The organism is Janthinobacterium sp. SUN118, assembly GCF_030397695.1.
Classification (GTDB): Bacteria; Pseudomonadota; Gammaproteobacteria; order Burkholderiales; family Burkholderiaceae_D; genus Janthinobacterium.
The window spans coordinates 2,975,528-2,990,976 of sequence record NZ_JAPUBV010000001.1; the positions used below are offsets into that span (position 1 = coordinate 2,975,528).

Genomic DNA, 15,449 nt, shown 5'->3' on the forward strand with positions numbered 1-15,449 from the left:
CCGCTAGAATAAGGCGCATGAGCACCACCGCCTGGTTCATCCTGATCGGCTGCATGATGCTGGCGCGCGGCCTCGGGGCCGCCAGCATCGCGCGCCTGCCGTTTACCTCGGCCATGGCTTACCTGGGCGTGGGCCTGCTGCTGGGTCCCATGTTCCTCGGCCTGTTCTCGCTCGACCTCGTCAAGCAGGCGCCGCTGCTGGAAACCCTGGCGGAAATCGCCGTCCTCATCTCCCTGTTTTCCGCCGGCGTGCAGATGCCCGTGCCGTTCAGCCTGGCGCGCTGGCTGCCGTCGCTGCGCCTGGCCTGGCTGTCGATGGCCATCTCCGTGGCCCTCGTGGCCACGTTTTCCTGTTTGGTACTGGGCTTGCCGTTGGGCGCCGGCGTGCTGCTGGGCGCCATCCTCGCGCCCACCGACCCCGTGCTGGCCACCGACGTGCAGGTGCGCCACGCGGGCGACAGCGAACAGCTGCGCTTTACCCTGACCAGCGAAGCGGGCATGAACGATGGCAGCGGCTTTCCCTTCGTCATGCTGGGCCTGGGCTTGCTGGGCCTGCATGAACTGGGGCCGGGCGGCGGCACCTGGCTGTGGCACGACCTGCTGTGGGCCAGCGCGGGCGCCATCGCCCTGGGCGCCGCCGGCGGCGCGCTGCTGGCCTGGCTGGGCTGGCAGGTGCGCGGCAAGGAGCCGAAACACGAAGTGCTCGACGACTTGGCGGGACTGGGCTTGATCGCCCTCGTGTATGGCCTGGCCACGTGGCTGCACGCGTGGGGCTTCCTGGCCGTGTTCTTCGCCGGCGTGGCCCTGCGCCAGACGGAACTGGTGCTGGCCGGCGCCCCGAAAGACCGCCAGGGCTTGCTGCAGGCCGAGGACGTGCATGGCGGTTCGGCCGTCAAGCCGCACGACAACGCGGCGCCGCTGACCGTCAGCGGCGAATCGCTGGTATTCAAGGAACACCTGGAGCGCCTGTCCGAACTGACCTTGGTGCTGTTGCTGGGCGGCGCCGTCACGGCCGCCGCGTGGAGCTGGCAGGCGTGGAGCGCGGGCCTGTTCCTGCTGCTGGTGGCGCGCCCGTGCAGCGTCATGCTCGGCCTGCTGGGATCCGGCACCAGCCTGCGCCTGCGGGGCCTGGCCGCCTGGTTCGGCGTGCGCGGCATCGGCTCCATGTACTACCTGTGCTATGCGATCGCCCACGGCTTGCCGCCCCGGCTGGCGCACGAACTGGCGAATATCACCATCGTCGTCATCATCCTGTCCATCGTCGCGCACGGTCTCACCGTCAAGCCCCTGTTCGCGCGCTACTGGCGCAAATAGGCCGTCATGCGGCGCCATTGTCATTGCTTCACAGCAATAATTTGCCAATTAGACCTATATCTTGCGGAAATGTTGTTAAGATAATTAAAAACGGCAAAGAGAGAAGCAATGAAACGTAGAAGCGTGCTGGGACTGGGCGTCTCGCTGGCCCTGCTGCAAGGCGGCTGCGCCACCGATCCGGCCAGGCTGGAATGGGAAAAGGAATTTGACAGCTTCATGCACGACGGCCTGGCGCGCACGGAAACGCCGGGCATGAGCGTGGCCGTGGTGCGCGGCGGGCAAACCCTCTTCGCGCGCGGCTATGGCTGGGCCGACATCGAGGCCGGCAAGAAGGCCGATGCCGACACGGCGTTCCACGTGGCGTCCGTCAGCAAGCTCGTCACTGCCACGGCCATCATGATGCTGCTGGAACAGGGCGCCTTCCAGCTCGACGACAAGGTCTCGGCCTACCTGGACTTCCCGCTCATGCATCCGAAGTTTCCCGACGTGCCCATCACCTTCCGCCATTTGCTGAGCCATACCTCGGGCATTTCCGACGCCGTGTATGAAAAGACGACGGCGTTTGCCGTGCAGGGCGACCCGCGCCTGCCCTTGCGCGACTTCGTCAAGGGCTATCTGTCGCGCGGCGGCGCCTGGTATGACGCGGACCTGTCGTTTGCCGCCCGCCCCGGCACGGAATGGCGTTACAGCAATGTCGGTGTGGCCCTGCTCGGTTATCTGGTGGGCCGCCTGAACCCCGACGGCCTCGACACCTACGCCTACGAGCACCTGTTCGAGCCGCTGGGCATGGACCGCACCGCGTGGAGCCTGGCCGGCTTGCCGCGCCGCGCCGTCGTGGCCCAGCCGTATGCACACAAGGAACCGGGCCTGCAACTGCTGCCGCCCGTCGGCTACCCGGACTGGCCGGCCGGCCTGCTGCGCAGTTCCGCGCATGACTACGCCCGTTTCCTGGCCATCTTCAGCAATGGCGGCCGGGTCGATGGCCACCGCTATTTGCAAGATGCCACCCTGCAGCTGTTCTTTGCACCGCAAGCGGCCGCGATCACGCCTGCCGATCCCGCGCTGCGCCAGGCCCTGGTCTGGCAATTGCGCGATGTCGACGGCGCGTCGCTGGCCACGCACAGCGGCGGCGACCCGGGCGCGGCGTCCATCGTCTGCGTCGACCGCGCCAGCAAGACGGCCGTGCTGGCCTTCGCCAACATCAGCGCCGACAAGGAGTTCCGCTCGTTCCAGAAAGAAGTCGTGCGGCGCCTGTTGGCGCACGGCGCCGGCAAACCGGCCAGGGTCTAGGAAGCTCGCGCTATGTGGGGCGGCGCACGGTGATCGGTGGTCGAGCCGGTATGCTGGGTCACACCGACCAATCACAGGAGAGCGGCATGACGAATCGCATCGGCAACAAGGACGTGGCGCAACAGCGCAGCAAGAGCGAAAAGGCCCGCATCAAGGCGGACAACATCGCCCGCGAAGCCGTGAAGAAAGCCGAAGCCAGGGCCAGGTACCGCAATGCCGTCAAGGGCCAGCCGGCAGCGGCCGCCTAGCCAGGGCCGCCCCGGCTAGGCGCCGAACCAGCCGCGCAGCTTCTCGGCCGCGCGGTGCTTGACGTCGGCCGTGATGTAGGTGGCCACCGTGGCGACGGCCGCCGCCAGCACGGCCAGGTCATCCGCATAGCCGACCACGGGCGTGATGTCGGGAATCGCATCGATGGGCGAAATGAAATAGCCGAGCGCGCCATAGATGGCCGTCTTGGCCCACAGCGGCGTATTCGGCTGCTGGGCGGCGTAGTACAGCCACAAGGCCTTTTCGATGACTTCGCGCCCTGCCGTCTTGGCGAACTTGACCACCTTGTCCCAGAAGCTGTCATCCGTATATTTCTTTTCATACTGCTTGTCGGCCTGGGGGGCGTGGTCTTGTTCGAGATTTTTTCTTCTGCCAAACATCTGCTGCTCCTGTCTGCCGCGCACGGCTTTACGAATGCGCACCTTAGCATAAGAGCGCGCCAGTTGCGCGACACCCCGGCAACGCATGCATAGGAAAAACATGGATATCTCCGCCACCACCACCGCCAGGGCCGCCGGCCTGCGCTACACGGGCGACCACCAGCCCGGCCTCGTCCGCCTGGGCAAACCGGGCAAGTTCCGCTATGTGGACGCGGACGGCCAGGCCGTGCGCGACGACGACACCTTGACGCGCATCAAGGCGCTGGCCATTCCGCCCGCCTGGACCGATGTGTGGATCTGTGCGCGCGCCAACGGCCACCTGCAGGCGACGGGGCGCGATGCGCGCGGCCGCAAGCAGTACCGCTACCATGCGCGCTGGCGCCAGGTGCGCGACGAAGTGAAATATGAACGCATGCTCAGCTTTGGCAAGGCCCTCCCCTCCATCCGCGCCGCCGTCGCGCGCGGCATGCAGCTGCCCGGCTTGCCGCGGGAAAAAGTGCTGGCCACCATCGTACATCTGCTGGAATTGACGATGATGCGCATCGGCAACGAGGAATATGCGCGCACGAACAAGTCGTTCGGCCTGACCACCTTGCGCACGCGCCACGTGCAGGTCGATGGCAGCGCCGTGGCCTTCCATTTCAAGGGCAAGAGCGGCGTGCGCCACGATATCCGCCTCAGCGACCGCCGCCTGGCCAGAGTGCTGCAGCGCATGCGCGACTTGCCGGGGCAGGAACTGTTTCAGTATGTCGACGACGCGGGCGAGCGGCACGGCGTCGATTCGGGCGCGGTCAATGACTACCTGCGGGAAGTGACGGGCGAGGACTATACGGCCAAGGATTTCCGCACCTGGGCCGGCACCCTGCTGGCCGCGCTGGCGCTGCAGGCATTCGAACTGGTCGATTCCGATGCGCAAGCCAAGAAGAACATCGTGCAGGCGATCGAGTCGGTGGCGAAAAAGCTGGGCAACACGCCGACCATCTGCCGCAAGTGCTATGTGCACCCGGCCGTGCTGGAAGCGTATCTGGATGGCAGTCTGTTGGAAGGCATGCGCGCGCGGGCGCGGCAGCAACTGCAGGAGGACTTGCCGGCGCTGGCGCCGGAAGAAGCGGCCGTGCTGGCCTTGCTGCAACAACGCTTGCAGGGCGAGGCGAAGGACCAGGCCGGCGTCAGGCCGCGCGCCGCGGCTGGCACTGCGCCGACAGCTTGAACGCGTCGCCGTTGCACAACGGCATGGCGCCATGGCCCGCATCGCGCGCCACGGGCGCCGGCGCGCTCTCGCCTTCGGTCGGCTGCGTTTCGTCCGTATTGATCAGCGTGGCGGCCAGGGTCGACACCGTAAACAGGCAGATCAGCAGGAATGGCTTGTTCAAATGGCTTGGCTCGGCTCGCTTGTGCATCGCATACTCCGTCGGAATGGTTGGCTGTTGCAGCATGAACACGATCATCGCGTGTTTCCGCAAGGCATACAATCAGACGATTTCGACAAGCTGGGTAGGACAGCGCTGACAGCACCCGGCCATCGTGACAGCCCGCGAGCGCCGCGCCGCGGCCATGCGTGTCGGCACAATTGACACGCTCATGCGCAGCACGCCTCCACCAGCCTTCAACCCCTTGTTTCAGAAGGACTTTTTATTCAGGAACGCTTCCTGCTTGACCTCTTGCCTGGGCACGCTTGGCGCCAGCAAACGGGGGAACAATCATGAACGTCATCAAACAAGCGCTGCTGGCGCTGCTGCTGTGCGCGATGAGCGCCGCGCATGCCACCAGCATCGGCTACACGGCTACCGCCCTGGGCGGCACGCAGTGGCGCTACGACTATACCGTCAGCAATACCACGCTGGCCGTGCCCATCGAGGAATTCACCGTCTTCTTCAGCGTGGGCCCCTACATCAACCTGCAAAACGTTTCCACGGCGCCCGGTTGGGACTTCTTGCTGGTGCAGCCCGATCCCGCCATTCCCGACAGCGGCTACCTCGATGTGCTGGCGCTGGCGGGCGGCATCGCTCCCAGCGCCACGGCAACGGGCTTTTCCGTCACCTTCGATTATCTGGGCGTAGGCAGTCCCGGCCCCCAGCTGTTCGTCGTTCTCGATCCCGTTTCCTTCATCGAACTCGACACGGGCAGCACGCAAGCGGTGCCCCTGCCCGCCACGCCCTGCCTGCTGCTGGCCGGCGTGCTGGCCATGCTGTGCCTGCGGCGCCGGCAACTGGCCGTCGTCGCGCTGGCGGCGAGCCTGTGCGCCTGCGGCGGTTCCAACGATCCGACGCAGCCGCCCACGCCGAAAGTCATGCTGGCGGCGGACATGGAGGCGGCAGCGGACAAAGATGCGCTGGCAGACAAGGATGCGGCCGCGGCCGCCATGGAGGCGACGACTGCCACGGCGCCCAGCGTTGCCGTCGGCCCCTTTGACGTCACCTCGTTGCGCAAGACGGCGGAGCGGCGCATCAACCGCAGAATCTACGAATACACGTTTCGCATCAGCATCCGCAACAATGGCAGCGAGACGGCAAACAATGTGCACGCCGTCCTTGCCGGCATTCCAGCCGGCGCCACCGTCGTCGACGGCGACGTCCAGGCCGGCAGCATCGCGGCAGGCGCGACGGTCACCGCCACCGACGTCGTCGTGCTGCGCATCAACCGCACGCGTCCGTTCGAGCTGGGCGGCCTCATCTGGAATATCACGGCCGTCGACAGCGTGGCGCTCGATGCCGTGCGGCCGGCGCAGGTGGTGGTCCTGTCGCTGGCCGAGCTGGGGTTGCCGGACGGTGCAGACAGCGTCAAGGCCAGCGGCGCCATCAGCGACGTACTGCTCAGGGATGGCACCCTGCGCTTTTCCACGCCCGGCGATACGGGTGTCGACCAGCACGCGCAATTGTTCATTAGCAGGGGCGGCGCGGTCTCGGTCTTCGATGTGCTGATCCAGACAGAATTGCCGACGGCAGTGGACACCTATGTCGAGCCGCTCGACGATGGCAGCCTGCCGCCCACCCCGCCCCAGCTGGCCATCACGGGCCTGGGAGCGAACAATACGCTGCTGGCGGATGGCCTGGCCTTCCGCCTCAGCGGCGCGCCGGCGATGGCCCTGCAGAATGACAGTGACGGTTTCCTGGCCGCACCCGGCGGCCCCGCCATCAGCCTGAAGTCCTACTGGGTCTTCCATCCCGACACGGGCAGCTTCACCATCGGCGCTACGGCCATGCAGCTGCTGCTGGCCGTCCTGCCGTCCGGCGCGCTCGACATGAATCTCAACTTCGTGTCGGAGGATGGCGAATTTTCCGTGTCGTACGCCTTGAGCGTCATCAAATCCAATACCGTGCTGCTGGGACAGATGCGCACGCCGGCGGGCGGCAATGCGACGGGCCTGGCCGGCAAGAAAATCTTACTCACCGGCTATAATTCCCACCAACGCCGCGTGGCCGTGATCGACGCCACGGGCGCCTTCCGTTTCGACGGCGTCATCCCGGACACCTACCAGCTGACCTTGAACGACCTCGAGCATCCGAACGTGGTCAGCATCAGCGCCGCCGTCTTTCCTGGCAGCACAACGGTCAACGTCGGCATCGTCTATCCGTTCGCGACGGCCCTGGCGCCGCCGGCCGCCGCGAACACCTATACGGCCGGCACGGTGACGCAGGATGGCGCCGCGCCGTCGGCGCGCGGCGGAACGGACGCGGGCGCGGGCGCCGCGCCGCCGGACGCCACGCCGCTCGATGACGAAGGCAGCCAGACCTTCAGCGCCACGGCGGCCGCGCAAAACAACACCATGACCACGCCCATCGTCTACACGGTACCGAAGGGCACGAAAAACGTGGGCGTGAAGATCACCGTCAGCACCGCCGAATATCCCGTGTACACGACGCAGCAAAGCCGCTACAACGATACCTGGTCGTATTCCGTGGTCGGCTTGCCCGGCGCCAACCTGGCGGCGGCCGGCGCCGTGAACCAGTCGCACTTCACGCAAGGCACCATCGTCAGGACCGATTGCATCGATGTCAGCAAGCAAACGCAGAATGGCCCGCTGGCCGTCGGCGGCGGTGTCAGCGCCACGAATATCGGCGACAACCTGCTGCCGACGGTTACTCGGGTGGAGCTGAGCCTGGTGTGCAAGGGCCTGAAAATCACCAAGGCAAGATTCCTGTCGCCGAACAAGGATGCCCATCCCATCTTGCAACCGATCAGGGTAGCGGGCAACTTGCCGGGCCCCTATGTCTCCGTGTCGCAGGGAGCCACCACGCCCACCCACACGGTGCCGCTGGAACTGCAGTACACGCCGGCGGCGGCCACCATTACGGAAGTCAACATCGGCATTTCCGCCAGCGGCGGCAACCCGTCCTTCAGCGCAGACAACCTGTTGGCCCAGGCAAACACCAAGAATCCCGGCAAGGTCAAGTTCCCGGGCCTGGTGCTGCCCACCTTTGCCGGCGCCAAGATCGACAAGAAGGCCGTCGTCACCATCCGCCTGAAGGGGCAGATCAACGGCACCGAAGCGACGTCCGATCCGAACGAGGGCGGACAGGTGGACTTGAAGGGCGACACGGCCTTCATCCCGCTGTACCTGGCCAACAACGAGGCGGCGCTGGCGGCGCGGCGCTACGGCTCGCGCGATGCCGGCGGCGATTCCTGGGCCACCCGGCTGACGATCGCCTGGCTGCTGAACAAGCCCTACCGTTTCGACGACATCAGCGGCCAGCACGTGACGCAAACGGCGGCAGGCCGCTCCATCCTCGGGCACAGCGGCCACAGCGATGGTCAGCAGATCGACATGCGCTACGCGGACGGCGCGGGCGGCTACGCCGATACGCTGGGCGGCCAGGGCAACGGCGCCGGCATTCGCAAGCTGATCGATGATGCACAGGCGGAAGTGGCGGCCGGCCAGGTGAACAAGCCGAGACTGGCCTTGCTGGTGGCGTGGATCACGGCCAACCGCGCCATGCTGACGCTGGAAGCGGCGGCCGCCGACACGCGCGTCATCTACATCGGCCACAGTTTCGTCAAGCTGGCCCTCGTCGATGGCCGCTTTGCCAACCCGCCCAAGGGCTTGATACCGGGCGCGGGGGCCTGGGCCAAGCCGGCCAAGGTGAGCATCGATCCCGCCCACCTGAGCCATTGGCACCTGAGCCTGACGGCCCATCCCTGAGCGACCCGGCGGCGTCTGGCATGTTCAGCCAGGCAAGTCGGACAATTCGAGTTCCGAGAACCCGGCCCGGCGCCGCGCTTCCAGGTTGAACGGGCCGCGCAGGGTCGGCGCCTCATAGCGCAGCGCCAGCTCGGCATAGGTGGCGCGCAATTCCAGGCCGCGCTGGTCGCACAGGTAGCCATACCAGCGGTTGCCGATCTCGACGTGGCCCACCTCGTCGCGCAGGATGATGTCGAGGATGGCGGCGGCCGCCATATCTCCCGCCTGCGCCAGCTTGGCGCGCAATGGCGGAATCGCGTCCAGGCCCCGCGCTTCCAGGGTGCGCGGCACCAGCGCCATGCGCGCCAGCACGTCGCCGCGCGTCTTGTCGACCATTTCCCACAGGCTGTCGTGTCCGGGAAAATCGCCATACGTGTGACCGAGCACCTGCAGGTGCGCCTGCAGCATGGCGAAGTGCGTGGCTTCCTCCTTTGCCACGCGCAGCCAGTCCGTGTAGTACTCGGCCGGCAGGTCCGGGAAGCGCCACAGGGCGTCGAGCGCCAAGTTCATGGCATTGAACTCGATATGCGCGAGCGCGTGCACGAGCATGGCGCGCCCTTCCGGCGTAATCATCGAACGCCGCCCCACCAGGCGCGGCGGCACCAGTTCCGGGCGCTCGGGACGGCCCGGCACGGGTCCGCCTGGCGCCAGCGGCGACTGCGCATCCAGCGGGAGTGGCGCCTCGGCCATGGCCGCCACCATCGCCACCTTCGTCGCCGGGTCCGGTTCGAGCAGGCAGGCGAGCGCATACGCGCGCAATTCCTGCGGCGGCGTGGGGATCAGTGGAGATGGCTGCATGGGACTACTTTCTGGCGCGTGTCTGAGTAAGGGGCGCAGTGTATCAAATTGCCTGCCCCACCAGCCAGTCCAGCAGCGCCTGCACGCGTGCCGGCAACGGCGCGCGCGCGCTGTGCACGAGATAATACGCTTGCGGGCTGGGCAAGGCAAAACCGCCGAACGGCAAAACAAGCTGGCCGCTGGCCAGCCACGGCTGCACCAGCTGGCGCCGGCCCATGGCCACGCCCGCATGGTGGATGGCCGCCTGCGCGCACAGGTCGGCGCGGTCGAAACGCAGGCTGCGCGCGGGCAAGGCCACTTCCGGCGCCTGCACGTCCAGCCACAGCCGCCACTCGGCGTCGGGCGCGCAGGCGGGCCAGGCCAGGGTGTCGTGCAGCAGCGTTGCGCCTGGCAAGTGTTGCGGCATATCAAGCAAGCCGTGCTGGCGCGCATACGCGGGACTGCAGACGGGTGCCAGCCATTCGTCCATCAGCTTGCGCGCCGCCAGGCCGGGAAAGTTACCGTCGCCATAGTGCAGCGCCAGGTCCACCTGGCCGGCGCGGAAGTCCACGGCCTCATTGCCCACGCGCAAGTCGATGCTCAAATCAGGAAACTGCGCCGTGAAGCCGGCCAGGCGCGGCACCAGCCAGCACTGGGCGATCGATGGGCGCGCATGCACGGTGATGCTGCCCGCCAGCGCATCGCCGCCGGTTATGGCCGCATGCAGGCCGTCCCAGCCCGCCTGCAGGGCGGCAAAGATGCGTTCGCCATCGCGCGTCAGTTTCACCCGCCGCGTCAACCGTTCGAACAGCCGCATGCCCAGGCTGTCTTCCAGCCGCGCGATGCGGTGGCTGACGGCGCTGGGCGTGAGCGCCAGTTCCTGCGCGGCCAGCGCGAAGCTGGCGTGGCGCGCCGCCACGAGAAACGTGTGCAGGTTGGCGAACTGGCTGGCCGTGAGCGTGGCCCTGGGCGGCGCGCCGGCCGGCATCAATCGGCTCCGGCCGCCAGCAGCGCGCGGCCACGCGCCACGTAGGCCGCCATTTCCTCCTGCGGCACCATGCTGCCGCCCGTGCCCCACACCAGGTGCGTGGCATTCCCCAGGTGTTGCCGGTATTGCGGCGCGGCCAGCACGGCGTCGATGCCCGCGAAACCGGCCACGGCGGACGGTTCCAGGCGCGGCTGCTGCGTTTGCTCCAGCAAGGCCAGCAGGCGGTACAGTTCTTCATCGCTGACGGTGGCGTAGCCGTCGATCAGCCGCTGCATGGCGCGCCCGACGAAGCCGGACGGCCGGCCCACGGCCAGGCCATCGGCCGCCGTCACGTTGTCGATGCCGATGTCTTGCACGCTGATGCGCTCGTGCAAGCCCGTATGCACGCCCAGCAACATGCACGGCGAGTGGGTCGGTTCGACGAACACGCAATGGACGTCGTCGCCAAAGGCCAGCTTCAAGCCAAACGCCACGCCGCCGGGGCCGCCGCCGACGCCGCACGGCAGGTACACGAACAACGGATGCTGGGCGTCGACCGCCACGCCGGCCGCTTCCAGCTGACGCTTTAGGCGTTCACCGGCCACCGCGTAGCCGAGGAACAGATCGTGCGAGTTTTCATCGTCGACGAAATGGCAGGTCGGATCGCCCTGTGCCTGCCGGCGCCCCGCTTCCACGGCCACGCTGTAATCGGTCGCGTACTCGACGACGGTGACGCCGTGGCTGCGCAATTTATCCTTCTTCCACTGCCGCGCGTCGGCCGACATGTGCACGGTGGCGCGAAAGCCCAGGCGCGCGCTCATGATGCCGATCGACAAGCCCAGGTTGCCCGTGGAGCCGACGGCGATCGCGTATTGGCCGAAAAACGCCCGTACGGCGTCGCTGGCCAGCACGCCGTAATCGTCGCCCTCTTTCAGCAAGCCGGCATCGAGCGCCAGCGTTTCCGCGTGTTTCAGCACTTCATAGATGCCGCCGCGCGCCTTGATCGAGCCGGAAATGGGCAGATGGCTATCCTGCTTGAGCCACAGCTGGCCCGGAATCGGTGCTTCCGTGCGCGCCGCCAGTGCCGCCTGCATGGCGGGCAGCGGCACGACGGGCGATTCGATGACGCCGCCGCTGGCCTGGGTTTCCGGGAAGGCCTTGGCCAGGTACGGCGCAAAGCGGGCCAGGCGCGCACTGGCGTCGGCCACGTCGGCCGCCGTCAAACCGACGTCAGCGAGAGCCTCGGCCGCCGGCGCGATGCCGGGATTGAACCAGCTCAAGGGCCGCAAGGCCATCAATTCTGTAATCAGGGGAAATTGCTCGCGCAGCGCGGCGATGGCAGGTGTGGGCAGCATGGCAACCTCGTCAAGGAACAAGCCATGATTAGACCCCATCCGGGCGCGGCTGGCAAAGGATGGTTAATCAGGCAATGGGTGACGGGAGGTCATGTGTGCTGCCGCTGGTCTACCTGGCTATCCGATGGTGCCATCCCATTCTCGATCTCAGCAACATTACGCATCAAAAACTGCCTGCCATCGGCCTTGGCCAGCAGTATATATTCATGCAAGTTCCGGGATTTGAGCTCTTTCAGCACCCACAGGACCATGATGCGTTGATATTCATGATTGCTTTCCCATGCGCGTACGCACAGGGGTTCCGCATGGGGCGATGCCATGCGGCCGAGTCCTTGCAGCGCCATCCGGCGCACATATTCATGTTCGTCCTGCACCAGTTTCAGCAAGGCTGACTCCGCAGCTACAAAAGGAAAGGCTCCCACGCCCAATTGCACGGCAAACTGCCATTTCACGTCTGGATCGTTGACCGCAAGCGCATGTGGCAGGAGGAACAGGAACCAGTCTTCGCGCCCGGCCAGTTCCCTGACCAGATATGCGGTTTCATTGTCCCTGCCAATCGCATACAGCAGGTCTGCAATGTCGCCTGCCGTGGAAGCGTGCGGAGGGCCGGTCTTGATATGCGTCAGAAAAGCAGCGTTTATTTCAGGCCATTTCGCATAGTCGCATTCCCACTCGCCACTTCTTTCATCGACAGGACGCTCCGACGCCCAGCGTCGAAATGCATTTACGGCGGTGCTCAAGGCATGGTGCATCGATTAACTCTTCAAAAATTGTTGCTGCCATCTGCATCCGCCACGGGCCAGTTGCTGTCGTATGCGGCCTGCGCCTCGAAGACACTATGAGTGGCGCCAACGTTTTCCACCTTAGACCGGAAAACGAGGCTCACGCGAATTCCCCATGGCGGGGACACAATATGCGCCCGGCACTCCCGGCCGACCATCCTGAATCGGGGGCCAGCCCTGCCCTTTTTGACGCCCAATCCACCACGGGATCAATCGCCGGATCCTCCAGGCTTTCTTGAAATACATGCCAACAGCCTGCCATTTGGCATGCAATCAATGGCTCGGCATAGGCAAGGGCTACGATGGCATCGCCAGGAAAAATCATGTTTGATCGGCTGCACCATGCACAGGCGCCGCCGCTGCCTCGCCTTGCACAAGGGCGCGCCAGGCGCGCAATTCCCCGTCCGTCAGCGCCGGCCCCCAGCCGTTGCGGAGCGCCGCATCGTGCTGCGCATAGTGTCCCAGCGCCGGCACGGCGACAGCATGTCGCCCGCAGAGGCGGAACACGGCTTCCAGCTGCCGCCGGGTCGCTGGCAAGTCATCGCCATGCCACGTGCAGGCACTCGTTTCCTGTACGTGCTGCAAAAGTTCCGTCAAGGTGCCAAGAAGTGTTGTCGGTATTGCCGTGCTGACCTCTTCCGGCCAGGGATCGCCCATGCCGCTGACAGGCAAGGCGGCGAAGCCGCATTCCCAGGAGGCAAAATTGCCAGATTCGACCTGCGCCACTTTCCAGACGTGCTCGACGAAAGCCGTCAATGCCGGATGCTCAATGGCATGACGCTGGCAAAAGCGCTGGAGACAGGTCACGGCGATACATTGCCTGGCAATAATGGAGAGCGCGTCTATCGGTATCGTCTGCATGAATCGGGAAGGTTTTCAGAATAATATTTATCCACATCAACTATAACCGCCCGCTCGATATCTGTCGCCTATTTTGCGCCCGGCAAGCGCCTTCCTCCTTAGGCATCAAGGCCGAAGGCGCTCTATTCCTGCTCGGCCTTAGAACTGCAGCTGCAAGCCCATATCAATCGACCTGCCCTCGGCCGGCAAGGCTTGCAGCGCCCCGCCGTTCGCCTTCAGTCCAGACAGGTAGACGCCGCCGAGCGGGTCCGCATACGCGCGGTTGAACAGGTTGCTCACGCCCGCAGTCAGGCTGGCCGTCTTGCCCAGCGCCACGCTGGTGCGCAGGTTGACGAGGGCATAGCCGCCCGTTTCCCGTTCCAGCCGGCGCGCATCGACCCTGTCCTTGCGGGCAACGATCTTGGTCTCGATGCGGCTGCTCCAGGCGCCCAGCTTGTGCTCGACGGCCAGCAAGGCGTTGAACGGCATCATCCGGTACAGGTCGCCGCCATCGCTGCGCTTGCCCCGCGTATAGGCGGCGTTGCCCGTGGCCATGAAGCGGCCCCAGCGCGCGCTGCTGGCCAGCGGCAGCTGCCAGGCCAGGTTGGCGCCGTACAGCTTGGCGTCGTGGTTGGCGAAGCGCAGCAAGTTGCCGTTGGCGCCCATCTGCATGTACGGGTGGAAAGATGACAGCACGTCGACGTCGATGTAATTGTCGACCTTGCTGTAATACGGATTGACGCGCACGAACCAGCCCTCCTCGCCGCCGCCATGCCAGTCCGCCGTGAACGCCGCCGTATATGCCGTTTCAGGCTTGAGGTCGATATTGCCCACATAGCCGTTGCCATCGCCAAACCAGTTGGTCATGGTCATGGCCATCGAGCCGCGGCCCCACGAGTAGCGCTCGTACAGGTTGGGCGAGCGCACCTTGCGCGCCAGCGCGAATTCATAGCTGCTGGCCGTGTCCGGCGTGTAGGTCGCTTGCGCCGAGGCATCGATATTCGTGTCGCGCTGGCGGCGTTCGCGCGCATTGAAGGCGGCCGCCGCCATGCTGTCGGCCATGTTCATCATGTTCGTGCCATACGACTGCACCTTGCCCGTATCCATGCGCACGGATTCGGCGCGCAGGCCCAGCACGCTGCTCCAGCGCGCGGCATGGCGCGTGTCCAGTTCGGCAAACAGCACGGTGCGCTCGCGCTTGCCGTCGTTGATGTTCAGATAGCTGCGCGGCCCCATCATCATGGAACCGGGCACGGCCGGCCAGTAATCGTCGAGGCGGAAACCGTGCCATTCCTGGCCCAGGCGCAATTCGCCCGTGCCCGTGGGCAGGCTGGCCTGCAAGGCGTAGCCCGTATTGCGCCCGTGCGTGAGCATCGGCATGGTGCCCGTGCGCTCGGGCGTGAAAAAGCCCATTTCATGGTCGGTCTGCTGCCAGTAGGCGCGCGCGTCGAGCACGCCCCAGCCGAACTCGCCCCGATAGGCCAGGTTGGCGAACTGGCCGTGGTTGTCCGTCATGTCCATGTACTGGTTGGGAAAACCCTGGTACGGGATATGCTGCACGCCGGCGCGCAGGGTCAGTTGCTGGCCCTTGCCCTTGGCCGACAGCACGATGGCCTGGTTGATGCTTTCCACCATGCTGGCCAGCACCGTGTTGCCATGGCCATCTTCATAACTGTGGGCGCGCGCATAGGCGCCGCTGTAGCCGATGCTGAGCACGTCGCTGGCCGCCGACGCGTTCACGCTGGTCGACACGCTGTTGTTGACGCTGCGTCCCGACACGGCAAAGCTGCCTTGCGTGTGCAGGGCCGCGCCGGGCTGGGCAAACACGGGCGCGTTTGACTGCACCTCGATGGTGCCGCCGATGCTGTCGCCGCCGGCACTGACGGGCGTCACGCCCGCGATCAGGCGTATGCGCTGCACTTGTTGCGGATCAATGTACGACAGCGGCGCATTCATATGATTGGCGCAGGCGGACGTCAGTTCCATGCCGTCGATGCGGATCTTCAGCCGGTCATCGGCGAAACCATTCACGACGGGCAAGCCGGACACGCCGCCGCCGGCCGCCACGCTGTAGCCTGGCGTGCTGCTGAGCATTTGCGCCGTGTCGGCGGCGGGACGGTAGCCATCCTTGACGGCCGTGACGATGACTTTCAGTTCAGGCAGGACGGCCGTGTCGACGTCGCTGCGGGACTGCGCCACGGCGGGCATGGCGGACATGGCAAGGGCGAGGGAAATCAATAAAGGGAAATGGTTCATGCTGCTGCTTTCGAATTCTGTATGGACGAGGCGAACGGCCACG

13 protein-coding genes are annotated in these 15,449 nt (G+C 65.8%); 5 read left to right on the forward strand and 8 right to left on the reverse strand.

Annotation, left to right across the window (positions count from 1 at the left end; translation table 11 throughout):
* Positions 1–17 precede the first annotated feature (17 nt).
* The 3 genes from O0880_RS13455 (at position 18) to O0880_RS13465 (ending at position 2,851) form a co-directional block, all read left to right on the forward strand.
* Positions 18–1,313, forward strand: a complete 1,296-nt coding sequence (locus O0880_RS13455) for a cation:proton antiporter (protein ID WP_289886906.1) — start codon at positions 18–20, stop codon at positions 1,311–1,313.
* Positions 1,314–1,421: 108 nt separating this feature from the next.
* Positions 1,422–2,603, forward strand: coding sequence for a serine hydrolase domain-containing protein (locus O0880_RS13460; protein WP_289886907.1), 1,182 nt, complete (start codon positions 1,422–1,424; stop codon positions 2,601–2,603).
* 86 nt (positions 2,604–2,689) lie between these two features.
* Entirely contained in the window at positions 2,690–2,851 is a 162-nt protein-coding gene (locus O0880_RS13465) for a hypothetical protein (RefSeq protein WP_198043933.1), read from the forward strand.
* Between the two features lie 15 nt (positions 2,852–2,866).
* Here O0880_RS13465 and O0880_RS13470 read toward each other — a convergent pair whose 3' ends face one another.
* Positions 2,867–3,250: a DUF1232 domain-containing protein gene (locus tag O0880_RS13470; protein WP_289886908.1), complete on the reverse strand. Its 384-nt coding sequence runs from the start codon at positions 3,248–3,250 to the stop codon at positions 2,867–2,869.
* 100 nt (positions 3,251–3,350) lie between these two features.
* On the opposite strand from O0880_RS13470, the gene O0880_RS13475 reads away from it, so the two are divergent.
* Entirely contained in the window at positions 3,351–4,460 is a 1,110-nt protein-coding gene (locus O0880_RS13475) for a DNA topoisomerase IB (protein WP_289886910.1), read from the forward strand.
* Here O0880_RS13475 and O0880_RS13480 read toward each other — a convergent pair.
* The gene (locus O0880_RS13480) at positions 4,420–4,650 is read right to left on the reverse strand and encodes a hypothetical protein (RefSeq protein ID WP_156894827.1); all 231 of its coding nucleotides are present in this window, start codon (positions 4,648–4,650) and stop codon (positions 4,420–4,422) included. The two genes, O0880_RS13475 and O0880_RS13480, sit on opposite strands and share 41 nt — an antisense overlap.
* Positions 4,651–4,952: 302 nt before the next feature.
* Between O0880_RS13480 and O0880_RS13485 the strand changes: the two genes are divergently transcribed.
* Positions 4,953–8,390, forward strand: coding sequence for a hypothetical protein (locus O0880_RS13485; RefSeq protein WP_289886911.1), 3,438 nt, complete (start codon positions 4,953–4,955; stop codon positions 8,388–8,390).
* A gap of 24 nt (positions 8,391–8,414) precedes the next feature.
* Here the strand turns inward: O0880_RS13485 and O0880_RS13490 are convergent, their stop codons facing one another.
* From O0880_RS13490 to O0880_RS13515, 6 genes are all read right to left on the reverse strand, one after another.
* Positions 8,415–9,227 carry a ferritin-like domain-containing protein gene (locus O0880_RS13490; protein WP_289886912.1) on the reverse strand — a complete coding sequence of 271 codons (813 nt, stop codon included), beginning with the start codon at positions 9,225–9,227 and terminating at the stop codon, positions 8,415–8,417.
* A gap of 43 nt (positions 9,228–9,270) precedes the next feature.
* Complete coding sequence (gene dsdC / locus O0880_RS13495) at positions 9,271–10,194, reverse strand: DNA-binding transcriptional regulator DsdC (protein WP_289886913.1); 924 nt, start codon at positions 10,192–10,194, stop codon at positions 9,271–9,273.
* Complete coding sequence (gene dsdA, locus O0880_RS13500; protein ID WP_289886914.1) at positions 10,194–11,528, reverse strand: D-serine ammonia-lyase; 1,335 nt, start codon at positions 11,526–11,528, stop codon at positions 10,194–10,196. Before dsdA ends, dsdC begins: the two co-directional genes overlap by 1 nt.
* 89 nt (positions 11,529–11,617) lie before the next feature.
* Positions 11,618–12,268: a HEAT repeat domain-containing protein gene (locus tag O0880_RS13505; RefSeq protein WP_289886915.1), complete on the reverse strand. Its 651-nt coding sequence runs from the start codon at positions 12,266–12,268 to the stop codon at positions 11,618–11,620.
* Between the two features lie 363 nt (positions 12,269–12,631).
* A complete protein-coding gene (locus O0880_RS13510) occupies positions 12,632–13,171 on the reverse strand; it encodes a hypothetical protein (protein WP_289886916.1) in 540 nt (179 codons plus the stop codon).
* Positions 13,172–13,309: 138 nt separating this feature from the next.
* Positions 13,310–15,406, reverse strand: a complete 2,097-nt coding sequence (locus O0880_RS13515) for a TonB-dependent receptor (protein ID WP_289886917.1) — start codon at positions 15,404–15,406, stop codon at positions 13,310–13,312.
* Positions 15,407–15,449: the final 43 nt, after the last annotated feature.